The 20,826-nt window shown below is 70.1% G+C and carries 21 protein-coding genes; 9 read left to right on the forward strand and 12 right to left on the reverse strand.

From position 1 onward, the window contains the following. Window positions 1-45 precede the first annotated feature (45 nt). Entirely contained in the window at window positions 46-594 is a 549-nt protein-coding gene (locus ABZW60_RS36325; protein WP_355484755.1) for a hypothetical protein, read from the forward strand. Here the strand turns inward: ABZW60_RS36325 and ABZW60_RS36330 are convergent. Next, window positions 591-1,034, reverse strand: coding sequence for a GNAT family N-acetyltransferase (locus tag ABZW60_RS36330; protein WP_355484757.1), 444 nt, complete (start codon window positions 1,032-1,034; stop codon window positions 591-593). The genes ABZW60_RS36325 and ABZW60_RS36330 overlap by 4 nt on opposite strands. 254 nt (window positions 1,035-1,288) lie before the next feature. On the opposite strand from ABZW60_RS36330, the gene ABZW60_RS36335 reads away from it, so the two are divergent. The 4 genes from ABZW60_RS36335 (at window position 1,289) to ABZW60_RS36350 (ending at window position 5,431) form a co-directional block, all read left to right on the forward strand. Further along, the gene (locus ABZW60_RS36335) at window positions 1,289-1,888 is read left to right on the forward strand and encodes a hypothetical protein (protein ID WP_355484759.1); all 600 of its coding nucleotides are present in this window, start codon (window positions 1,289-1,291) and stop codon (window positions 1,886-1,888) included. Next, the gene (locus ABZW60_RS36340) at window positions 1,885-4,506 is read left to right on the forward strand and encodes a hypothetical protein (protein ID WP_355484760.1); all 2,622 of its coding nucleotides are present in this window, start codon (window positions 1,885-1,887) and stop codon (window positions 4,504-4,506) included. The genes ABZW60_RS36335 and ABZW60_RS36340 overlap by 4 nt, the downstream gene beginning before the upstream one ends. Window positions 4,507-4,601: 95 nt before the next feature. Further along, window positions 4,602-5,066: a hypothetical protein gene (locus tag ABZW60_RS36345; protein ID WP_355484762.1), complete on the forward strand. Its 465-nt coding sequence runs from the start codon at window positions 4,602-4,604 to the stop codon at window positions 5,064-5,066. A 14-nt stretch (window positions 5,067-5,080) separates the two neighbouring features. Then, window positions 5,081-5,431, forward strand: a complete 351-nt coding sequence (locus ABZW60_RS36350; protein ID WP_355484764.1) for an ArsC/Spx/MgsR family protein — start codon at window positions 5,081-5,083, stop codon at window positions 5,429-5,431. A gap of 1 nt (window position 5,432) precedes the next feature. On the opposite strand, the gene ABZW60_RS36355 is transcribed toward ABZW60_RS36350, so the two are convergent. Together ABZW60_RS36355 and ABZW60_RS36360 are read right to left on the reverse strand one after the other, a co-directional pair. Then, window positions 5,433-6,581 (reverse strand): pyridoxal phosphate-dependent aminotransferase, encoded by a 1,149-nt coding sequence (locus ABZW60_RS36355; protein WP_355484766.1) that lies wholly within the window; start codon window positions 6,579-6,581, stop codon window positions 5,433-5,435. Window positions 6,582-6,584: 3 nt separating this feature from the next. Then, the gene (locus tag ABZW60_RS36360; RefSeq protein WP_355484768.1) at window positions 6,585-7,016 is read right to left on the reverse strand and encodes a MarR family transcriptional regulator; all 432 of its coding nucleotides are present in this window, start codon (window positions 7,014-7,016) and stop codon (window positions 6,585-6,587) included. 94 nt (window positions 7,017-7,110) lie between these two features. Between ABZW60_RS36360 and ABZW60_RS36365 the strand changes: the two genes are divergently transcribed. Beyond that, window positions 7,111-8,676 carry an MFS transporter gene (locus ABZW60_RS36365; protein ID WP_355484770.1) on the forward strand — a complete coding sequence of 522 codons (1,566 nt, stop codon included), beginning with the start codon at window positions 7,111-7,113 and terminating at the stop codon, window positions 8,674-8,676. Between the two features lie 222 nt (window positions 8,677-8,898). On the opposite strand, the gene ABZW60_RS36370 is transcribed toward ABZW60_RS36365, so the two are convergent. From ABZW60_RS36370 to ABZW60_RS36385, 4 genes are all read right to left on the reverse strand, one after another. Continuing rightward, window positions 8,899-10,851: a glycosyl hydrolase family 28-related protein gene (locus ABZW60_RS36370; RefSeq protein ID WP_355484772.1), complete on the reverse strand. Its 1,953-nt coding sequence runs from the start codon at window positions 10,849-10,851 to the stop codon at window positions 8,899-8,901. A gap of 72 nt (window positions 10,852-10,923) precedes the next feature. Continuing rightward, window positions 10,924-11,412 (reverse strand): GNAT family N-acetyltransferase, encoded by a 489-nt coding sequence (locus ABZW60_RS36375; RefSeq protein WP_355484774.1) that lies wholly within the window; start codon window positions 11,410-11,412, stop codon window positions 10,924-10,926. Beyond that, the gene (locus ABZW60_RS36380) at window positions 11,409-12,107 is read right to left on the reverse strand and encodes an FCD domain-containing protein (RefSeq protein ID WP_355484776.1); all 699 of its coding nucleotides are present in this window, start codon (window positions 12,105-12,107) and stop codon (window positions 11,409-11,411) included. The genes ABZW60_RS36375 and ABZW60_RS36380 overlap by 4 nt, the downstream gene beginning before the upstream one ends. A 95-nt stretch (window positions 12,108-12,202) precedes the next feature. Further along, window positions 12,203-12,841, reverse strand: coding sequence for a pyrimidine 5'-nucleotidase (locus ABZW60_RS36385; protein ID WP_355484778.1), 639 nt, complete (start codon window positions 12,839-12,841; stop codon window positions 12,203-12,205). A gap of 53 nt (window positions 12,842-12,894) precedes the next feature. Between ABZW60_RS36385 and ABZW60_RS36390 the strand changes: the two genes are divergently transcribed. Beyond that, a complete protein-coding gene (locus ABZW60_RS36390; RefSeq protein WP_355484780.1) occupies window positions 12,895-13,686 on the forward strand; it encodes an SDR family oxidoreductase in 792 nt (263 codons plus the stop codon). A gap of 118 nt (window positions 13,687-13,804) precedes the next feature. Beyond that, on the forward strand, window positions 13,805-16,063 hold the full coding sequence (locus tag ABZW60_RS36395; RefSeq protein ID WP_355484782.1) for a N,N-dimethylformamidase beta subunit family domain-containing protein: 2,259 nt from the start codon (window positions 13,805-13,807) through the stop codon (window positions 16,061-16,063). A gap of 1 nt (window position 16,064) precedes the next feature. Here ABZW60_RS36395 and ABZW60_RS36400 read toward each other — a convergent pair whose 3' ends face one another. Further along, complete coding sequence (locus tag ABZW60_RS36400) at window positions 16,065-16,964, reverse strand: LysR family transcriptional regulator (protein WP_355484784.1); 900 nt, start codon at window positions 16,962-16,964, stop codon at window positions 16,065-16,067. Further along, complete coding sequence (locus ABZW60_RS36405) at window positions 16,921-17,166, reverse strand: hypothetical protein (protein ID WP_355484786.1); 246 nt, start codon at window positions 17,164-17,166, stop codon at window positions 16,921-16,923. Before ABZW60_RS36405 ends, ABZW60_RS36400 begins: the two co-directional genes overlap by 44 nt. Window positions 17,167-17,249: 83 nt before the next feature. Here ABZW60_RS36405 and ABZW60_RS36410 point away from each other — a divergent pair, with 83 nt between their 5' ends. Continuing rightward, the gene (locus tag ABZW60_RS36410; RefSeq protein ID WP_355484788.1) at window positions 17,250-18,167 is read left to right on the forward strand and encodes a LysR family transcriptional regulator; all 918 of its coding nucleotides are present in this window, start codon (window positions 17,250-17,252) and stop codon (window positions 18,165-18,167) included. On the opposite strand, the gene ABZW60_RS36415 is transcribed toward ABZW60_RS36410, so the two are convergent. From ABZW60_RS36415 to ABZW60_RS36425, 3 genes are all read right to left on the reverse strand, one after another. Continuing rightward, the gene (locus ABZW60_RS36415) at window positions 18,164-18,988 is read right to left on the reverse strand and encodes an aldo/keto reductase (protein WP_355484790.1); all 825 of its coding nucleotides are present in this window, start codon (window positions 18,986-18,988) and stop codon (window positions 18,164-18,166) included. The two genes, ABZW60_RS36410 and ABZW60_RS36415, sit on opposite strands and share 4 nt — an antisense overlap. 62 nt (window positions 18,989-19,050) lie before the next feature. Further along, window positions 19,051-20,136, reverse strand: coding sequence for a winged helix DNA-binding domain-containing protein (locus ABZW60_RS36420; protein WP_355484792.1), 1,086 nt, complete (start codon window positions 20,134-20,136; stop codon window positions 19,051-19,053). A 44-nt stretch (window positions 20,137-20,180) separates the two neighbouring features. Next, window positions 20,181-20,690 (reverse strand): hypothetical protein, encoded by a 510-nt coding sequence (locus ABZW60_RS36425; RefSeq protein WP_355484794.1) that lies wholly within the window; start codon window positions 20,688-20,690, stop codon window positions 20,181-20,183. Window positions 20,691-20,826: the final 136 nt, after the last annotated feature.

Here is a 20,826-nt window from a genome sequence, read left to right on the forward strand (position 1 = left end):
CCGGGCCCCTTCGGCTCAGGTGGGTTGCTCGGGGACAATGGCCGGGTGACTTCGCGTGCCGACTGGATCAACACCACCCACGACTGGGCTGCTTCGGTCGATCACGAGCACTTGGAGCTGGTGCGCGCGAAGCCCGAGCTGTATGCGCCGGGCGGAGTGCTCCACCTGCTGCTGGAGGTGCTCGCGTACCCGGGCGACGAAGCCGAGTCGACGGGGCGCCGCCCGGAGTGCTCGGTGGAGCTGCACGCTGACGGGTCGATCGCGGTCACCGACTACGGGCGCGGCACGGACACCCGCGTCGACGAGCACGGCAATGTCGTGAAGAAGCCGGTCATGGCGACCAAGGACCTGCGTTTCTTCGAGGATCCGCAGGCGCCGCTGCTGCCGGACGGTCACCCGCGCCGAGGCATGTCCGTGGTGGCTGCTTCGAGCGAGTGGCTGGTCCACACCAACCGGCGTACCAACGGCTCGTGGACGCAGCGCTACGAGCTCGGCGTCCCCATCACCGACCTCGAGCCGATCCCCACGGACGGCACCACCGGCACCACGGTCCACTTCCTCCCGTTGCCACACCTGGCCCCGCTCTTCGGCTAGAGGTCCTTGCGGAAGAAGTAGTTCGCGTGGCCGGGTGGGTAGTCGCGCTTCACGCCGTACTCCTCGTAGCCGGCCCGGCGATAGAACTCCGGCGCCTGGAAGTCGAACGTCGTCACCTCGGCCCATCGGCACCCGCGTCCGCGCGCCTCGTCCTCGACCGCCCGGAGCAGCGCACCACCGATCCCGCGGCCGCGATACGCCTCGTCGACCCACATCGTGTCGATCGTCAGCCAGTGCCAGACCCGCTCGACCCGGCCCACACATCCGCCCAGCAGTACGCCGTCGAGCGCGAACGCCTGCACCGGCTCCGACTTCAGGTTCGCCGGCTCGAACCTCTCGCGGACGACCGTCGAGCGTGACTTGTTGAACTCGACCAGGCCGTCGACCAACTGCTCCTCGAGTGTCGCGTCCGAGCCGGTCCGCAGTTCGAACGTGTCCATGCGACGACTGTCCCGTCCGCGGCCGCGACCCGGCAAGGGAGTTTTGCGGGCCCGGCGTTTGCATTGGCCGCGAATGCCTTCAAACACTTGAACTTGCGGTCGTAGCGAGTCGGTATCTCTCCGCTCTTGAAACCAGTGGTTACTGCTTGGTAGGAACGTCCGTCAGCTGAGTACTGAACAGTAGTTCAAGTACCTGAAACTTGGATTTTCCGGCGGGGGGTCCCCGGAGTCCGACGGTGTGAGTGGAGGACTCAATGCAGCGCAGTACCTTGCTATCCGGTGCGCTGCTGGCCGTCGTCGCGGGTCTGTTGTGTCTGGTCGGGGAAGCTCTCGGTCTGGACACGCAGCACGTGGCACTGGTCGGCGGGGCACTGGGCGGTGTGGTGGGGCTGGTGCAGGATCGCACTCCGGCGATGCGCGCGGCCGGCTTCTTGATCGGGCTGTTCGTCGCCTGGCTCGGCTTCGCCGTCCGGGCGCTCTATCTGCCGGACTCGGCGTCCGGCCGGGCCGTCGCGGCCGTCGCCGTGGTGGCCGTGTGCGTGGCGTTCACGGCCGGCTCGGCCGAGCGGATCCCGTTGTGGACCTTGCTGCTCGGCGCGGCCGCGATGGTCGCCGTGTACGAGGAGACCTACACGGCGGACAGCCCGGCCTTCCTGGCCCAGTCGCCGTCGGCGGCCACCGGCGTACTGCTGTCGGCCGGGCTCGGGTTCCTGGCGACCTCGCTCCTGCGGCCACGACCGGTGCCGGCCGCCGGGCGTTCCGAGGTGCCGCCCGACGAGCCGACCGAAGAAGTCGTCTGGGTCCCTGCCGACGACACCCGTGAGCTTGCCTCGACCGAAGGAGACCGTGCGTGACCGCCCGACGCATCACCCGGGGACTGGCTGCCGCCGTCGCCGTCCCGTCCGCTTTCGTCCTGTCGACGTCCCAGGCGCTGGCCACGTCCAGCGCGGTCTCCGCCGGACCCGTCACGATCACCAACACCGAGACCGTTCAGGCCCGGCTCGACCCCAGCGGAAAGGTCCACGGCGCCCGCGTCTACGAGCAGCTCGCCTTCGTCGGCACCGGTAAGGTGCAGGTCGCCAACCCGGTGTCGACCGACAGCCTGCGCAACCTGGACAGCTTCGGCGGCTTCTCGGTCAAGGACGGCAAGATGGCCGTGGACCTGTCGGTGGACGGCGAGCAGCGGATCCGGACCGTCAGTGACTTCGACAAGAGGAAGCTGCCGATCAAGGTCGCCGTCACTTACACCCTGAACGGCAAGAAGCTGTCCAAGCCCAGTGACGTCGTCGGCAAGAAAGGCCGGCTGGAGGCGCACTACGTGGTGGAGAACACTTCGGCCAAGAAGGAGTCGGTGACGATCACCGACGGGTACGGCAAGCAGGTCGTCGAGGAGGCCGATGTCGTCATCCCGATGGTCGGTCAGCTCACCACGGTGCTGCCGCCCGAGTTCGGCGATGTCACCTCGGCCGAGGCGAACAAGGCCGGCGACGGCAAGGGCGGTACGAAGCTGAGCTTCACCGCGACGCTGTTCCCGCCGGTCGGCGCCGCGACCGCGGAGTTCGGCTGGGCGGCCGACGTCCGGGACGCGATCGTCCCCGAGGCCGAGCTGACCGCGTTGCCGGTCAGCCCGCTGGAGAGCCCGGCGTTCAAGACCGCGGTGTCCGGCTACCAGAGCGGCGCGGAGAAGGGCGCCGACCTGGTCGAGGGCGGCACGACGCTCGACTCGAACCTGATCCGGCTGCGGGACGGCGCGCAGAAGCTGCTCGCCGGCCTGCTCCAGCTGAATGCCGGTGCGAAGACCCTGAACGAAGGCCTCGCCAACCAGGCCGCGCCTGGTGCCACGAAGCTCTCCAGCGGTGCGTCGCAGCTGGCCGGCGGCATGGCCGAGCTCGAGTCAGGTGCCTCTCTCGTGCGTACGAAGACCGGCGAGGCCGCCAAGGGCGCGAACAAGCTGGACAAGGGAGCGGGCCAGCTGCAGAAGGGCGCGAAGGACCTCGCCGCGGGTGCCGGCAAGCTGAAGACCGGCACCGGCAAGCTCGCCTCCGGACTGGACGAAGCCACCGGCAAGGCTCCTGCCCTGATCGACGGGCTGAACCAGGTCAGCGGCGGTCTGAAGAGCGTCGAAGACGGACTCGGTCAGATGTACGGCGGTATTGGCCAACTGCCCACCAAGGCGAAACCCCTGCACGACGGCATCGCACAGCTCCGCGCCGGAATCGGCTCGGTCGGAACCGAGGGCACGCTGCTCGGCGGACTGGAGAGCCTGAAGAAGCAGCTCGCCGCGGCCGGTCCGGGAATCGACAAGATGCGCGGTGGCGTGCACTGCGCGGCGGATGCGCTCAACGCGGTCAGCAACGGCAAGCCGGTCGGAACGTACGACGAGGCGTGTTACGGCGCCGCCGCCGCGCAGCTGAACGGTCCGGCCGGGGCGCTGAACGTCGGGCCGGAGACCAACCCGGTCAAGAAGATGATCCTCGACTCGGTGATCGCCCAGATGGGCTCGATGGGTGACCCGGTGCCCGATCTCGACAAGCCGCTGCCGGATTCCGCCAAGCTGCAGGTTGCGCTCGCGTACCTGAAGGGCCGGCTGACCCAGCGCGCCGTACCAGGGATCGCGCAGCTGCAGTGCGGGCTCGACAACCGGGTCTCGGGCTGCCCGGACTCGGAGCCCGGTCTGATGCAGGGGCTCGCGGCGGTGGATGCCGGCGTGACTCAGCTGGTGTCCGGCGTGGTGGCCAGCGTGCAGGGCAGCGTCGGCACCTCGAAGGACACGCCGGCCGACAAGACCCTGCGTGGCGGGGTCAACGGTCTGCAGACCGGTGTCGGGCAGATCCAGGCCGGCGGTAAGACGCTGCTGGCCGGCCTCACCCAGCTGTCGGACGGCGCTGACCAGCTCGACACGGGTGCGGGTGCGCTGTCCAGCGGCACGGGCAAGCTCAAGGCGGGTGTCGGCGTGCTGGTGAACGGCACCGGGCAGCTGGGCAACGGGCTCGAGCTGCTGGCCGGTGGTACGGGCAAGCTGGCCGACGGCGTCGGCCAGGCCAAGACCGGCTCGGACCAGCTGGCGCAGGGTTCCAAGGATCTGGCGACCGGCATCGGCTCCGCAGCCGAGGGGTCGGGCAAGCTGGCGGACGGTCTCAGCACCGCCACCGAACAGGCGCCCGCCGTCCCCGACGGTGCCGACCGACTCTCCAAGGAAGGCGCGAAGGTCCTGGCCAAGAACGGCGCCGACACCGCACGCGACTTCGGCCGCCGCTACAGCCTGCTGTCCGCCGCCGCCGACCGCGCCAAGACCGAGTCGATGCCGTTCGGTGCCCCCGAGGGTGCGACCGGCGCAACGGCGTACTCGCTCAAGCTGGCCGGAGCCACCGGTGAAGGCGACCGCAGCTGGGTCCGCCTGCTCGCCGGCCTGGCGGTCTTCGGTGTCGCCATCGGCGCCACCAGCCTCCTCCGCAGGCGCACCACCTCCTGAGGTTCGCTGCCCGGGCCGGTCATGCCGACCGGCCCGGGCAGCGCTGTTTTGCCGATCTGGGAGGATCGGTGGTGGGGGTCGTGGAAGGACGTTGGATGACTGGGCAGCGTGGTGACGAGCCGGCGCGGGACGGGCCGGGGCCGTACAGCGGGTTGTTCGGTGCCGCTCCGGACACGTACGGCTACCAGACGGCGACGCCCAAGCAGGTCACCGTCGCCTCGGTGATCGCGATCGGGCTCGGTGCGCTGTGCCTGCTGCTCGCGGGCCTCACGCTCACCTCGGCCGGCGACCAGATCTCCGAAGTGCTCACCGGCTCCCGGGGCAACGTGCCGGTCGCGGTCGCGGCCACCCTCGTGTGCGCGCTCGTGTACCTGATCCCCGCGCTCTATCTCCGCAAGCGCCGCCCGTGGTCCCGCTACGTGCTGATCGCCGTCGGCGCGATGGGCATCGCGGGCGGGATCATGGCGCTGCCGGCCAGCCTGCTCGGTCTCGCCGTTCACGTGACCCTGCTGATCCTCCTGCTCCAGCGACCCACCAAACTCTGGTTCAACCACCGCTGACGCCGGGAGACCCCGTGGAGATCTGGATCAACCCTGCCTGCTCGAAATGCCGGGCGGCCACCAACGCCTTCGACGAGGCAGGCATCGACTACACCGTGCGGCGCTACCTCGACGACCCGCCCACAGCCGAGGAACTCGCGACCGTCCTGACCCGCCTCAACCTCGAACCCTGGGACGTCGTCCGCCACAACGAGCAGGCCGCGAAGCCGCTCGAAACCCTGCCTCGCGACCCGGCGCACCGCACCGAATGGATCGCCGCGATGGTCGCCGACCCCATCCTCATCCAGCGCCCCATCATCACCGCCGACGACCGGACCACCGCCATCGCCCGCGACCCGGAAACGCTCGCCAGGTTCCTTTCCTGATTCAGAGTTTGCGCAGGCGGTTCAGGGCCTCTTGCAGTACGTCGGGCTGCTTGCAGAAGGCCCAGCGGACCAGGGGGCGGCCGGCTTCGGTGTTGTCGTAGAAGACCTGGTGGGGGATGGCGACGACGCCGGCTCGTTCGGGGAGCATGCGGCAGAAGTCGATGCCGTCGGTGTGGCCGAGGGGGCGGATGTCGGTGGTGACGAAGTAGGTGCCGGCCGGGCGGTGGACCTCGAAGCCCAGGTCGGCGAGGCCGTCGGCCAGGAGGTCGCGGCGGGAGCGGAGGTCGGCGCGCAGCGCGTCGTAGTAGTCGTTGCCCAGGGCAAGCGCGTTCGCGACGGCGGGCTGGAACGGGGAGCCGGAGGTGAAGGTGAGGAACTGCTTGGCCGTCGTCACGGCGGTCACCACCGTCGGCGAACCGGTGACCCACCCGATCTTCCAGCCGGTGACCGCGAACGTCTTCCCGGCGCTGCTGATCGACACGGTCCGGTCCGCCATGCCGTCGTACGACGCCAGCGGCCGGTGCGTGCCGTCGTACACCAGGTGTTCGTAGACCTCGTCGGTGATGACGACCAGGTCGTGCTCGACCGCGACGTCACGGATGCCGCGCAGCTCGTCGTCGGTGAGGACCGTGCCGGTCGGGTTGTGCGGTGAGTTGATCAGCAGCACCTTCGTCCGCGGCGTCACCGCGGCGCGCAGCTCGTCGAGATCCAGCCGGTACGACGGCGCGCGCAGCGTCACCGGTACGCGCCGGCCGCCGGCGAACGCGATGCCGGCCGCGTACGAGTCGTAGTACGGCTCAAGCGCGATCACCTCGTCGCCGGGCTCGACGAAGGCGAGCAGGGCGGCGGCGACGGCTTCCGTCGCGCCGGTGGTGACCAGGATCTGCGTGTCCGGGTCGTACACCAGGTCGTAGAAACGCTGCTGGTGGTCGGCGATCGCCTGCCGCAGCGCGGGCACCCCGCGCGCCGGTGCGTACTGGTTCGCGCCCGCGCGGATCGCGGCGATCGCGTCCTCGAGCAGCGAGTCCGGGCCGTCGCGGTCCGGGAAACCCTGCCCGAGATTGACCGACCCGGTCGCCAGCGCCTTCGCGGACATCTCCGCGAAGATCGTCGTCCCCAGCCCGTCCAACCGCTCAGCGTGTGCGCGCATCGTCTAACCCTCGACCGCCGTGACCATGTGCGCAAGCCAGGCGCGCGCGGTGGCGCGGTCGCTCGCGGTGAAGGAGGCCTCGAGCTCCTCCTCGACCTTGCGGATCGCCGGGGCAGCCTCGGCGAGCCGGCGTTCGCCGCCGGGGGTCAGGTGCACCTGCTGGGTACGGCGGTCCTTCGGGTTCGGGCGCCGCTCGACCAGGCCGGCGCGCTCCATCCCGGTGATCAGCTCGTTCGCGGACTGCCGGGTGGTTCCGACCACGCGGCCGACCTCGGCCACGGTGAGGCCGGGCGACTCCCGGACGCACAGCAGCGTGCCGTACTGCTGGACCGACAGCCCGTGCTCGTCGAGCGCGACCGCGAGCGCGGACCGCATGCTCAACCAGGCATGCCGCACCAGGAACGTCACACAGCCGGTCTCGTCGTTCGGATCCATGCCCACATTCTGCCGAAAAGGAGATTGACAGGTTCCTGTCAATCGGTGCACGATGGGAAACCTCGTCAGGGTCCTGTCAATCATAGGAGACTTCGTGTCTGCGATCGACCCCCCACAAGGTTCAATCCATCAGCGCCGCATCCTCGCGATCCTGGTCGTGTCGGCCGTGCTGATCTGGATCGACTCGACCGTTCTCGGTATCGCCCTCGAACGCCTCGCCGACCCCGTGCGGGGTCTCGGCGCCACGCCCGGCCAGCTGCAGTGGGCCGTCGGCATCTACTCGCTCTTGTTCGCCACCGCCCTCTTCCTGGCCGGCGCCCTCGGGGACCGCTACGGCCACCGGACGATCCTGATGCTCGGCCTGCTGATCTTCGGCATCGCCTCGGCCTGGGCCGCCTGGGCCACCGATCCGGTCGGCCTGATCCTCGGCCGCGCGACGATGGGGCTCGGCGGCGCACTGATCATGCCCACCTCGATGGCGATCATCGGCTGGACCTTCCCGCCGGAGCGCCGGGCCGGCGCGATCGCGATCTGGTCGTCCTCGGCCGGTGTCGGCGTCGCCGTCGGCCCGGTCCTCGGCGGGGTGCTGATCGACCACTTCTGGTGGGGTTCCGTCTTCACGATCAACCTGCCGATCGTCGTGTTCGGCCTGATCGGCGCGGCCGTCGTACTCCCGAACCCGCGCAGCCCGCAGCGCCGCCGGCTCGACCCGCTCGGCCTCGGCCTGTCCACGCTCGGCCTGCTCGGCCTGTCGTACGGCCTGATCGAGGGCGGCCACCAGGGCGGCTGGGACCGCTGGCAGGTCTGGGCGAGTATCGGTGCCGGCCTGCTGCTGATCGCCGGCTTCCTGTTCTCCGAATGGCGCGAGCACAACCCGAGCTTCGACCCGCGGCTGTTCCGCAACCGCCGGTTCGCGGCCGGCAACTTCTCGCTCGCCGCGGTCTTCCTGACGCTCACCGGGCAGAGCTTCTACCTGGCGTTCTACCTGCAGGGCGCGCGCGGCATGGGCGCGCTGGACGCCGGACTGATGTCGTTGCCCGGGGCAATGGGTGTGATCGTCGGCGCGCCGCTCGGCGCCCGGCTGGCGGCCCGCTTCGGCGTCGCCAGGGTCTCGGGGACGGCGGTCCTCACGCTGGCGGCCTGCTTCGCGCTCAACCTCACGTACGACGTCGGCACGTCGCTGGTGGTGATCGGGATCATCGGCGGGATCGCCGGTCTCGCGATCGGCCTGACGGTCGCGCCGACGACCGCGGCCGTGATGGCGACGCTGCCGATGGACCGGATCGGCGCCGGCTCCGCGGTCAGCAACGCCCTGCGCCAGGTCGGCAGCGTGCTCGGTGTCGCGGTCCTCGGAACGGTCGTGTCGTCGACGTACCAGCACCGGATCGCTCCGGAGCTGACCGGCCTGCCGAACCCGGAAGCGATCGGTACGTCGGCCGAGGCGACCCGCCACGCCGCGGGCGTGCTGCACCGCCCGGACCTGGTGCAGGCTGCGAACGACACCTTCGTGCACGCCATGCACGTCGCCGCTCTCGTCGCGGCGGGCATCGTCCTGCTCGGCGCGGTCGTCCTCGCCGCAGCGTTCCGGATCCCCAGGCCATCACAATCCGCGGATCCGGAAGGAGTCACGCCGGAGCGCGCAGGCATCGGGCAATTGTGATGGCCGGGGGATCCGGAGGTACGGCGGCAGCGTCACGCGCCGCCGCCGTACCCGGCCTCACTTCCGGAACTGGCGGGCGCCCGCGTAGTTGCAGCGGTCCCAGAAGATGACGCGGTCGTCGGGGTTCGAGGCCCACTCACCGCGGCAGAGCTAGCCCTCCAAAAGGCTCCCCGGCGAGATCGTCTCATGTACGGCGGGTTAGCGCACGCTTCCGCTGCGCGGTCAGTTCCACGGCGACGGTGGCGGCGGCGGTACGACGGCGGGCCGGTCCTCGCACCAGGTCGCGCCGGTCCAGCCGCCGTCGTTGCCGCCGAGCAGCCGGACGTCGAACTCCGGCGGGCCGTCGAAGTGGAACGTGCCGCAGTTGTTCACGAACGGCGCCCCGACGTTGCGGGCGTCGACGTTCTCGAACGTCGCCCAGCCGCCGACCCGGGCGTTCACCACGTTGGTCCCGGTGCCGTCGACCAAGATGTCGCGCACGGTCACCCCGGTGATCGCGTAGTCGTCCTTCACCGGCCAGTCGACGACGAACATCATCGCGTTGTACGTCGAGTCCAGGAACGAGCTGTCGGTGATCTCGATCGTGCCGGACATCGTGGACTGCAACGCGTACAGCCAGATCGCGCCGAGGCCGAGGTCCCAGTTGAGGTCGCGCGGGCCGCCGCGGACCGTGGTGTTGCGGGCGAAGGTCAGCTTGCCCTCGAACGGCGTCGCGTTGAACCGCGAGCCGGCGTGCAGGGTGCTGCCCTCGCGGATCGGATCGGCGACCAGGTTGTCGGTGACGGCGTTGTCGCGGCCGCCGTAGATCGCGATGTTGTTCGCCAGGACCGGCGTCTGCACGGTGTTGTGGTCGTAGACGTTGTTGTGGTTGACGAGCCCGGCGGGGTTGGCCTCCGACCACATCGCGAGGCCGTCGTCGCCGCTGTTGCGGACGAAGTTGTTGGTCGCACGGACGTTCGACACCCCGAGGTGCAGGTTCATGCCGTCGGCGATCGCGTCGGTGATGACGTTGTTGCGGATCAGCAGGCCGTCCATCGGCCCGTCGAGCCAGATGCCGACCTTGGTGTGGTGCAGGTACAGGTTCTCGATCGTGGAGCCGCCGCCGATCGCACCGCCGATCCCGTTGACCTGGTCGGTGTCGATGCGCTCGCGGACATCGCTCTCGATCGCGAAGTCCGACAGGTGTACGCCGGTGCTCCCGCCGTCGGCGGCGTACTTGCCGTAGAAGCCGGGCGCGCTGTGCACCGACTTGTCCGGCGCGGGTTCGGCCAGCGGCAGGACCCGGCCCTTGATGATCGTCCACCAGTTCCCGGCGCCGCGGATCGTCACCCGGTCGACGATGATGTGCCGGTTCACCTGGAACGTGCCGGCCGGGATGAACACCGACCAGCCGAGGCGCTTCGCGGCCGCGATGGCGCGGTCGATCGCGGGCGCGGCGTCCCGGCGGCCGGTCGGGTCGGCGCCGAAGAGCCGGACGTCCAGCGAGTGCTTGGGCTGCTTCAACGGAGCCCCGACCAGCTCGAAGTCCGCGACGTCGAGGACGGTCCACGCCGCGGGCGTCGTCCGCGGTACGGCGAACCGGACGCGGTCACCCGCCCGGTACGTCCGGTCCAGCAGCACGCGCTGCTCGTCGTAGAAATGGTTCGGCCGGAACGGCTTCGCGACCGGGTCCGGCTCCGGCTTCCACCAGCCCGGGATCGGGTCGACGTTCGGGTCGTTGGAGAACGGATACATGCCGTACAGCCAGGCGTACTGCGACGTCAGCGTCATGGTCTGCTTGTGCTTGCCGTTGACGGTCACGTCCAGCGGCGCGGTGATCCCGCCGCCGGCCGGCGCGTCCGGGATGCTGTACCGCAGGGTGAACGCGTTCGCGGGACTCGTCAGCGTGAACTCGACGTACTGCTCGGGCTGCAGCCGTACGGCGGTCCGCCCGGAGGCCTCGGCCGGGAGTGTGTACGCCTCCCGCCCCGGGCCGATCTTCTCGCCGGTGAAGGCGGCGTTCTCCGCCTCCTGCTCGACGAACGGTACGTCGGCGCCGCGGCCGGTCACGAGCGCGGGGTCGAGCCCTGCGCGGGTGATGCGTGGAGCCGGGGCGGCGGCCGCCGGCTGGGTGACGAGGGCTGCACCGACGAGCGCGGCCGTCAGCGCAACCGCGAGCAGGTGTGAACGGGACATTGGTGGATCCCCTCCCGGACGAAGTGTCTGGAGGTTATGCAGCCGACGCCCGGCGCGCAAGATCTCGACAGGTCAGAGAAATTTCCGAACCATGAAGACGTCGACGGAATCCTCGGACTCGGTGACGAAGCCGTGGCGTTCGTAGAGCTTGCGGGCCGGACTTCCTTGGAGGACGTTGAGCCTGACGGTCGCCTGATCGGCGTCAGCGGTGGCGAGCACGGTGCGCAGGACGGCTGTGCCGAGGCCCCGGCCCTGGTGGCGTGGGTCCAGGTAGAAGTGCTCGAGCCACCAGGCGCGGGCGGCAGCCGGCCTGCCGTCCGGTGTCGCGGACGGTGCCGGATCGGACGGTGGAGCCGGGCGGACGGTGATCGAGCCCGCGAGTTCGTCGTCGATCTGGATGATCTGCGTGTGCTCCGAGGCGAACGAGTCGCGGAAGCGTTGCCGGACGCGGTGTTCGTCGTACCGGCCGAGGCGTTCCAGGTCGGGGCGCATGACGACGGCGCGGAGCTCGACGAGTTCTTCGAGGTCGGTGATCGTCGCGGGGCGCAGGGTCCAGTTCACGGCAGTTCCGGTTGTGGGACGGGGCGCAGGGCGCGCAGCCAGAGTTCGGTCTGGGCGATGTGCGCCGAGGCGGCGGTCGCGGCGGCCGCGGGGTCGCGGGTGGTGATGGCGGCCAGGATCTCCCGGTGGCCGCGGTCACTGGTCCGCTTGATCGCGTCGAAGTCCGCGCCGGGCTCGAAGATCCGGTAGTGCCCGCCGCGGCCGCGGATCACGTCGGTGAGCGCGGTGACGGTCGAGTTCCCGCCGGCGGTGCAGATCGCGTTGTGGAACTCGGCGTCCAGGTGCTGGATCTGGGTCGCGTCGGTGGTCGACTCGAGCCGGTCGAGGATCGTGGCGAGCCGCTCGGCCAGCTCCGGGTCCTGCCGGGCCGCGGCGGCGGCGGTGGCGTGCGCCTCGAGCACCCGGCGGACCTCGAGCAGTTCGAGGACGCCTTCGAGCGGGATCAGCTCGACCGACAGCGAGAACCGGCTGATGATCGCGGCCGGGTCCAGGGCCGAGACGTACGTGCCCGACCCGTGCCGGGACTCGATCACGCCGAGCGCGCCGAGCGACCGCACGGCCTCCCGCAGCGAGCTCCGGGACACCCCCAGGTGATCGCACAACTCGGGCTCCGGCGGGAACTTCGCCCCCGGCCCGAGCTCCCCGGACGCGATCATCTGCCGCAACCCGGCCAGCGCCTTGTCCGTGGCAGCCATCCCCTCACCTCCCTTACGAAGCGTAAGTCATCAGACCATTTCGGAGACATTGTGCCTGGTCTGCGCTCGACGTCGCGCATCGCGGCGGCAATTCATCAGACGTTTGCGCGCAGGAAGCCCGGCAGATCCCCGGTCCGCCAGCGCCGGGCCGATAGTTGCCCGGACGGTGTCCCGCCGGTCACCCAGACCGTCGTCATCCCGCGCTCGTGCGGCTCGGTCAGGTTCACCTCGAGGTCGTCGAACATCGCGGCCCGGGCCGGGTCGATCGCGAAGGACGCCAGGAACGCGTCCAGGCTCTCGGCGTACGGCTTCGGGATCAGGTCGGCCGCGAGGATGTCGAACACACCGTCGATACAGCCGGCCAGCCCGAGCCGCCCGAGCACCTGCTCGGCGTGGTACGCCGACCCGTTCGTGTACACGTACCGCCGACCGCGCAACCCGCCGAGCACCTCCGCCAGAACGGGGTCGGGGCCGAGGACCGAGTAGTCGATCGTGTGCTCCCACGCGAGGTAGTCGTGCGCGTCGATCGACCGCGTGTTCATCAGGCCGCGCAGGGTGGTCCCGTGCTCGGCGACGAGTTGCGTCTGCAGCCGCCGGGCTCCGGCCTCGTCGGTGCCGAACAGGCCGGCGAGGTACGTGCGGATCCGGACGTTCATCTGGTCGGCCAGGCCGACGTGCGGCGGGTACAAGGTGTTGTCCAGGTCCAGCACCCAGGTGTCGATGTCCGCCAGCATCAGGCAAGCGTAGGTGACACACTGGGGGCGTCACCGACGGGAGGGACTGGAGCATGCCTGGGTTGAATGGGCCGACCAGGGCGACCGCGCTCGTCACCGGGCCGGCGACCGGGATCGGCAGGGCGTTCGCGGACAAGCTGGCCCGAGAGGGCTACGACCTGGTGCTGGTGTCGCGCGACGAGGCACGCCTCAAGGAGATCGCGGCCGATCTCACCCGCCTGCACGGCGTCGGGTGCGAGGTGCTGGCCGCCGACCTCACGGACGCGGCCGATCTGGCGCGCGTCGAGGAACGCTTCCGGACCGGGCCGATCGAGGTGCTGGTGAACAACGCCGGCTTCGGGCAGAAGAAGCCGTTCTGGGAGAACCCGATCGAGGTCGAGGAGAAGCAGTTCGACCTCCTGGTCCGTGTCGTCCTGCGGCTCACGCACGCCGCCGTCCAGCCGATGATCGAGCGCGGCTCGGGTGCGGTGGTCAACGTGTCGTCGGTGGCCGGGTTCCTGCAGCGGAACATCTACAGCGCGCACAAGGCCTGGGTGACGAGCTTCTCCGCCGGGCTGGCGACCGGCCTGCATGCCCAGGGCGTCGCGGTGATGGCGCTGTGCCCCGGCTTCGTGCACACCGAGTTCCACGAGCGGATGGGCATGGACAAGTCGCTCATCCCGTCGTTCATGTGGCTGGACGCGGGCGACCTGGTCGACGAGGCCTGGAAGGACCTGCTGCGCGGCAAGGCGATCTCGATCCCGAGCCGCCGCTACAAGCTGCTGGTGCTCGCCGCCCGCTTCACACCGCGAGCCCTGATCGCGCGCGTATCAACCGTCGGCCTGGACGGCCGCCGCCGCTCCTGAGCACGCCTGGGATCCAACGCCTCTGGCCGGAAACGCCTGCGTGTGCGATCTTGCTGCTGTCGGCATCTGGGGGGGCCGCCCGAGGGTGGGCGGGCAGGTGCCGGTGGGGGAGGGTGGGATGAACAGACTGCGCAAGCATGTCGTGCCGGCGGTGGCGCTGCTGCTGATGTCGGCGACGCTGACGGTCGTCACGCCGGCCACGCCTGCCGTGGCGGTGGTGGCCAACGTCGCGATCTCGGCAGCCACGGCGTCGAACGGCACCACGACCTTGAGCTATCGGGCCACGGTGACCCGGGCGGGAACGCTTCGCTACATCCTCGTCTCGCTCCCGCCGGGATCCGGCGGCCGGATCACTTCGGTCAACGGCGCGGTGCGCACGGTTTCGCCGGGCGTGCTGCAGTGGCGCCCGACCCGGACGCTGACTGTTGCCGTCGGCGCCCGTTTCTCGATCCCGTTCTACGGCGTCCTGCTGCCGGGCGGTGGCCCGTGGACGTTGAGTTTCCGGGCGATCGGGACCACCGGGGTGGCGCTGTCCGCCGGCACCGGCACGTTGATCCGCCCGGCGAACGTCCGCATCACCGCGAGCAATCCGATCCCGGGACAGCGGAGCACGCTCACGTACGCCGGCACGGTCGGCCGCCCGGGCGTCCTGGCGTCCGTCCGGATGAAGCTGCCGACCGGCATCCGAGGAACGCTGACGAGTGTCAACGGGACACTGACGATCTCGAGCGGCTATGCGACCTGGCGACCGCGGTCCCGGCTCAGTGTCCGCGGCGGCGTACGGCTGGCGATCCCGATCTACGGAGCCCTGCTGTCCAAGTACGGCGGGATCTTCCGGCTCGGGATGACCGCGACCGCGTCGACCGGCGTACAGCTCATGGCGGGGACCGGGACGTTGCCGCTGATCGCGCCGCCCGCGCCGATGCCGACGATCCTCGCCGGTTCGTTCCCGGTGCGACCGGCGGGCTGTCCGACCGCCTGGCCGACGACGGTCGCCGAGAACGCGAAACCGGGCACCGGCGCGTGGGTCATCCCGACGACGATGAACGGCCCGCTGGCGGCCTACCTGACGAAGGTCTCCGCGACCTGCGGCAACACGGTCGACCTGAAGGTGACGTCCGGTCGGCCGGTCAGCGTGGTGGCGTACCGGATCGGGTACTACCAGGGGCTCGGCGGGCGTGAGGTCTGGCGGCGCGACGGCGTACCGACCGTTGTGCAGCCTGCCCCGACAATCGGTGGTACGGCCAACGGTCACCCACTACGGATGGCGTCCGCGGCGAACTGGTCGCGGACGTTGACGATCCCGATCGACCGGAACTGGATCCCCGGCACCTACCTGATCAAGGTGAGTGACGGCAGGTACGCCGCCTATGCGCCGCTGACGGTGCGCGACGACACAGGCCGCAAGCACAGCCTCCTCATCCAGCAGGCGACCACGACCTGGGAGGCCTACAACTGGTACGGCGGGCGGAGCTTCTACAGCAGCGCGACGACCGGTTCCGGCCGGCTGACGTTCGACCGTCCGTACGCCGAGGGCCAGGGATCGGGGCAGTTCCTGCCGTTGGAGCAGGGCCTGATCGTGTGGGCCGAGTCGATGGGGCTGGACGTCACCTACTGGACCGACAACGACCTGGACGTGTGGGGCGGCCAACTCGCCGCCCGGGCCGGGACGATCTTCCTGCCCGGACACGACGAGTACTACTCGTTGCGGATGCGGGCGTCGATCAGCCAGGCGATCAAGCGGGGCGTCAACGTGGCCAGCTTCGGGGCCAACACGTCGTACCGGCGGATCACCTTCACCGACAGCACCCGGCGGTACTGGGACGTCGACCGGTACACCGCGGGCGGGAACTCGACGCTGTGGCGATACCTGGGGGACGCGTACGCGTCGCAGCCGCTGCTCGGTGCGGAGTACGGATGCGGCATGTACACGGCGAACCTGAGGACCGCGAGCAGCTGGTTGTTCCGGGGCATTCCGGTCGGCACCGTCGTCCCGGGATTCCTCGCCGGCGAAGTCGACTACTTGTGGCCGGGGCTGTACAAGCATCCCGGGCTGGGCATCCTCGCGAGCGGCAGCGCCATCTGCAAGGCGACGGGCCGCTCGACACCGATGCACGCGACCGCGTTCGTCGCGCCGTCCGGGGCCCGGGTGTTCAACGGGTCGACGTTCACCTACAGCTGCTTCCTCGTGCGCCGGTGTCCTTCGAACCTGGGGATGCCCGCGCAGTCGGTCGCGTCCCGGCGGGTGGTGACGACCATGGTCACGAACGTCACCAACTGGGTCGGGCGCGGGACACTCATCGTTCCGAGCGGCGCGGCCGCACCCGAGCTGCGCGTCGCGGTCCCCAACCACGACCTGGCGCTGGACGAGAAGTGAGTCAGAGCTTCTCGGCGACCTCGGTCAGGACGTCGAGGGTGGCGGTGATGAGTGGGTGGTCGGCGCGGCTCGCCCGGACCGCGGCGTACACCCGGCGGGTCGGGGCGGGCTCGGACAGCGGACGGGTGAGCGCGAGGGTCGACGCCGGTACCGCGAGGCGCGGGACGAGTGAGACGCCGCCGCCGGCCGCGACCAGGGCGGCGACGGCGCGGAAGTCGTCGGACTGGTGCACGATCCGCGGCTGGAAACCCGCCTGCTCACAGGCGAGCAGGACCACGTCGCGGATCGGGTTGCCGGGTGCGGTCATCACCCAGTCGTCCCCGGCGAGCATGCTCAGCTCGATCGGGTCGTGGTCCGCGGCCGGGTGCGTCGGCGGCAGGACGGCGACGAACGGCTCGGCGTACAAGGGGATCCGGGCCAGGCGGCGGTCGTCGGGGCGCGGTGAGCCGCGGTGCTCGACCGCGATCGCGAGGTCCGCGTCGCCGTCGAGCAGATGGGTGATTCCTTCGTGGCCCTCGGCGTCGCGGACGACCAGGTCGAGGCCGGGGCTGGTCTCGCGGAGCCGGGTCAGCGCCGGCGCCACCAGCAGGGTGATCGCGGTCGCGAAGGCGACCACGCGGACCTCGCCGTTCGCGCCGTTGGCGTGCAGCCGCATCGCGTCCTCGGCCCGTTCGACCTCGGCGAGGATCGTGTCGGTGTGGGCCAGGAGCAGGCGGCCGGCCGAGGTGATCGCAACCCGGCGGCCGCGGCGTTCGAGCAGTTCCTGGCCGACCTCGGACTCCAGGGCGGCCAGTTGCTGCGAGACCGCCGAGGGCGTCAGGTGCAGCACCTCGGCGGCCGCGGTCACAGTCCCGTGGTCAGCAAGCGCGCGCAACACTCGCAGCCGTCGTACCTCGATCACGAACCTCAGCTTCGCACAGGTCGGTCGGGACCAGCTTCAGCTCGACCACGGGCGGAACCGGCGTACGGCGCTCGCGCCAGCGGCGGACGGCGTCCCGGATCGGGTGGCGGCGCGGGACGAAGGGACGCAGCGGGGCGTCGGGCATCGCGGAGTGGGTCTGTTCGTGAATCGACTTGATCATCGAGAACGGGATGTATTGCATGCCTTCGAGCGTAGAAATCCGGACGTTGATACGTCCAATGAAAGTTCTGCGCGGAGTTGATGTGTCTGATGCATGATAGAGCCATGGAACTGCGGCAGCTCAGATCGTTCGTGGTGGTGGCCGAGGAGATGAACGTCGGGCGGGCGGCCACCCGGCTGCACCTCACCCAGCCGTCGTTGAGCCGGCAGATCGCGGCACTCGAGCACGATCTGGGCGTCGAGCTGTTCGCCCGGGTGAAGCGGCGGTTCGTCATGACGGCGGCGGGGGAGACGTTCCTGGCCGAGGCGCGCGAGCTCCTGCGCCGGTCGGAGGAGGCGGTGCGCGCGGCGCAGCGGACACAGCGCGGTGAGCTCGGGACGTTGCGGCTGCGGTTCGTGCAGTCGGCGACGTTCGAGGTGCTGCCGCGGCTGCTCGGTGCGTTCCGCCGGGCGTATCCCGAGGTGGTGCTGGACCTGGAGTCGTGGACCACCCTGCGGCAGGCCGAGGCGCTGCGGGACGGCCGGATCGACGTCGGACTGCTCCGCCCGACGGCACCGGTCGCGCCGTCCGGCGGCAAGCAGGCAGGGTCGACAACCGTCGTACGGCTCGCGCCGGGGCTGTCGTCGCGCGTCGTCGCCGAGGACCCGCTGGTCGCGGTGCTGCCGGCCGGTCATCGGCTCACGCGGCGCAAGCGGCTGCGGCTGGACGAGCTGGCGGACGAGCCGTTCGTGTTCTACGCGCGGCCGAGCGGGCCGACGGTGCACGACACGATCGTCGGGTTCTGCCGCGCGGCCGGCTTCACGCCGCGGATCGAGCAGGAGGCGGCCGACGTCCAGACGATCGTGTCGCTGGTCGCGGCCGGACTCGGCGTCTCGCTGCTGATCGGCCCGACGCCGCCGTCCAACCCCGACGCGGTCGTGTACCGCGAGTTGTCCGACGACCTACCACCCTGGCAACTGTCCGTAGCCTGGTCCCCGGACAACCGCTCGCCGGTCCTCGCCCGCTTCCTCGAACTGGTTTAGCCGAACACGTCCGGGTCGCCGCCGGTGCGGACGCCGGTCTCCAGGTCCGCGATCGCGGCCATGTCGTCGTTGTCGAGCGCGAAGTCGAAGACCTCGAAGTTCTCCTTGATGCGGCTCGGCGTGACGGTCTTCGGGATCACCACGTTGCCGAGCTGCAGGTGCCAGCGAATCATCACCTGGGCCGCGGACTTGCCGTACTTCCCGCCGATCGAGGCGAGCACCGGGTTCGCCAGCAGCTCGCCGGAGGCCAGCGGGCTCCACGCCTGCGTGACGATGTCGTTCTCGGCGTTGAACGCGCGCAGCTCGTCCTGCGGCAGCGCCGGGTGCAGCTCGATCTGGTTCACCGCCGGCCGGATCGTGGTCTCCTCGAAGATCCGCCGCAGCGCGGGCTCGTGGAAGTTCGACACGCCGATCGCGCGGACCCGCTTGTCGGCGTACAGCTGCTCGAACGCCTTCCAGGTGTCGACGTACAGGTCGCGCTGCAGCGACTGCCAGTGGATCAGGTACAGGTCGACGTACTCGAGGCCGAGCTTCGCCAGGCTCTTGTCGAACGCCGCCAGCGTGCTGTCGTAGCCCTGGTCGGAGTTCCACAGCTTGGTGGTGATGAACAGCTCGTCACGCGGGATGTCCGACGCGGCGATCGCCCGGCCGACGCCTTCCTCGTTCCCGTAGATCGCGGCGGTGTCGATGTGCCGGTAGCCGGTCTCGAACGCCGTCGTCACGACATCGGTGACGACCGAGTCCTCGACCTGCCAGACCCCCAGGCCCAGCTGCGGGATCTCGACGCCGTTGTCCAGAGTGATGGAGGGGACTGTGCTCATCCACCCATTCCACCCGGCAAAGGGTTTCTGGCCCAGTCATCCGACGTGTGACAACAACCTCATTAACCGGTAGTAACCACCGCATAGGACTTGGCATCGGGCTCCAGGAAGCGGAGCAGCCCGTCGCCCTCCCGCTCCAGCTCGGCCTGCGTCTTCTTCAGCGTCCGGCCGAACGGCGCGAGCGTGAGAGTGGCCACACCACGCTTCTTCTCCGTCGTCCACAGCCCGGCGACCAGGCCGTCCACGGTGTACGTCGCCTTGACCCGCAGGTTCTTCGTGAACACGGCCGGCTTGTGCTCGTCGGCGATGATCCGCTCGCGTTTCGCGTGCGACAGCAGCACGTTGTCGAACTCCGGCAGGAACCGCGCCGGCGCCGGCGTGTCCGGATCGGGGCGAGGCGCGCCGGGTACGTCGTACAGCGTCTTGCCGGCCTCGTCGGTGAAGGTCTCGAGCTCCAGCTCGTCGAACACCGGCTTCGCCTTCTGCAGACCGGACCAGGTCTGGAAGTCCGCGGGCGTGGCCGGGCCGAACGCCTGCAGGTAGCGCGTGACGAGTTCCTTTGTCCGGGCACGCTTCTGCAGCTTCTTCCCGATCCACTCCTCGGCTGGGGTGAACTTCGAGTTCGCCGCCCAGGACCAGCGCACGTCCGTCGGGTACACCACCAACGGCACCAGCATCCGCGTGCAGAACCCGAGGGCCCGCTCGTTCACGTCCGGGAACTGCTGCTGCAACGCGTCGCGCACCTCGGTGAACGTCAGCGGTTCCTTCGCGAGCAGCTTCTCCGCCGCGGCCACGACCTTCTCCGGCTCGAGCCCCGCGCCGCGATCGCCGAGCACCTTCAGACCGGCCTCGAGCACCGGCGCGACCGTCACCCGGAACCGCAGGTAGTCCGCCGCGGTCACCAGATGCAACGTCCCCCGGAACAACGTGCCCCGGACAACCTCGCGCTCCCGGACGGCGCGGTCCAGCTCGGACTCCTCGAACCCGTCGATCCGCGTCCACAACCCGACGTACGGATGCTTGGCCTCCTGGCCCTGCATCCCCACCAGCCGGCCCACCACGTCCGCCGCCGGCACCGCTTCCCTGGCCAGCAGCACCTGCCGCGCCAATGTCGCCCGGTTGATCGCCCGCCCGCTCATCACCGCCATGCACGCATCCTCGCGTACCGCGCCGACAAGTTCAGCCGACAAGTTCAGCTGTAGTCCTTCTCGTCGTACTTGGGGAGGCCGAGGAGTTGGCGGATCTGCGCGGAGGGGGCTTTGCCGCCGGCGGCCGTGGCGAGCTTTAGGTGGTCGGCCATCTCGGACTTGCTGTCGCTGGCCGCGACCTTGAGCCAATGCGGGCGCGCGGCGGCGTCCGCTTTCGCCAGGGCCCGCATCTGCGTCGAGACCCTGGCCGGCCAGACGGTCGACCTGAGCGCGGTGTACTCGGCGAGGTTCGCCGCGGCCACCGCCTTGGCCCGGTTCTGCAAGGTCGACAGCGACATGTTCTCGTTCGCCGCCTTCTCGAACCGCTCCAGCGCCACGTTGTACGGCCGGGTGATCCGCAGGTACTTCGCGCCGGCGGCGGCGACTGTCAACGCCGCGGGCGACGACCGCGAGACCGGAACGCTCTGCGCCGGACTCGGCGGCGCATAAGCCCCGGCAGGCTCCGACGGCGTCACCGACGGCGCATCGGCCAGCGCCGGCGACGGCGCCGTCACAGCCGGCCCGCTATCGGCCCCGCATCCCGCCAGACACGTCAAACCCAGCACCCCGACAACGGCCAGCATCTGGCGCATAAAGCTCCTCACCCAGTGCGAACCGGACAACCCTAGCGGCGGCGGCCCGGCGGCGCCC

Source organism: Kribbella sp. NPDC003557 (assembly GCF_040610805.1).
Taxonomy (GTDB): domain Bacteria; phylum Actinomycetota; class Actinomycetes; order Propionibacteriales; family Kribbellaceae; genus Kribbella.

Bases quoted from the DNA above. Each gene is read 5' to 3' on its own strand.
- ABZW60_RS36415 (WP_355484790.1), bottom strand. From the start codon at position 18,988: ATGAGCACAGTCCCCTCCATCACTCTGGACAACGGCGTCGAGATCCCG.
- ABZW60_RS36345 (WP_355484762.1), top strand. From the start codon at position 4,602: ATGACTGGGCAGCGTGGTGACGAGCCGGCGCGGGACGGGCCGGGGCCG.
- ABZW60_RS36330 (WP_355484757.1), bottom strand. From the start codon at position 1,034: ATGGACACGTTCGAACTGCGGACCGGCTCGGACGCGACACTCGAGGAG.
- ABZW60_RS36405 (WP_355484786.1), bottom strand. From the start codon at position 17,166: ATGCAATACATCCCGTTCTCGATGATCAAGTCGATTCACGAACAGACC.
- ABZW60_RS36420 (WP_355484792.1), bottom strand. From the start codon at position 20,136: ATGGCGGTGATGAGCGGGCGGGCGATCAACCGGGCGACATTGGCGCGG.
- ABZW60_RS36380 (WP_355484776.1), bottom strand. From the start codon at position 12,107: ATGGCTGCCACGGACAAGGCGCTGGCCGGGTTGCGGCAGATGATCGCG.
- ABZW60_RS36360 (WP_355484768.1), bottom strand. From the start codon at position 7,016: ATGGATCCGAACGACGAGACCGGCTGTGTGACGTTCCTGGTGCGGCAT.
- ABZW60_RS36370 (WP_355484772.1), bottom strand. From the start codon at position 10,851: ATGTCCCGTTCACACCTGCTCGCGGTTGCGCTGACGGCCGCGCTCGTC.
- ABZW60_RS36355 (WP_355484766.1), bottom strand. From the start codon at position 6,581: ATGCGCGCACACGCTGAGCGGTTGGACGGGCTGGGGACGACGATCTTC.
- ABZW60_RS36385 (WP_355484778.1), bottom strand. From the start codon at position 12,841: ATGCTGGCGGACATCGACACCTGGGTGCTGGACCTGGACAACACCTTG.
- ABZW60_RS36390 (WP_355484780.1), top strand. From the start codon at position 12,895: ATGCCTGGGTTGAATGGGCCGACCAGGGCGACCGCGCTCGTCACCGGG.
- ABZW60_RS36335 (WP_355484759.1), top strand. From the start codon at position 1,289: ATGCAGCGCAGTACCTTGCTATCCGGTGCGCTGCTGGCCGTCGTCGCG.
- ABZW60_RS36410 (WP_355484788.1), top strand. From the start codon at position 17,250: ATGGAACTGCGGCAGCTCAGATCGTTCGTGGTGGTGGCCGAGGAGATG.
- ABZW60_RS36395 (WP_355484782.1), top strand. From the start codon at position 13,805: ATGAACAGACTGCGCAAGCATGTCGTGCCGGCGGTGGCGCTGCTGCTG.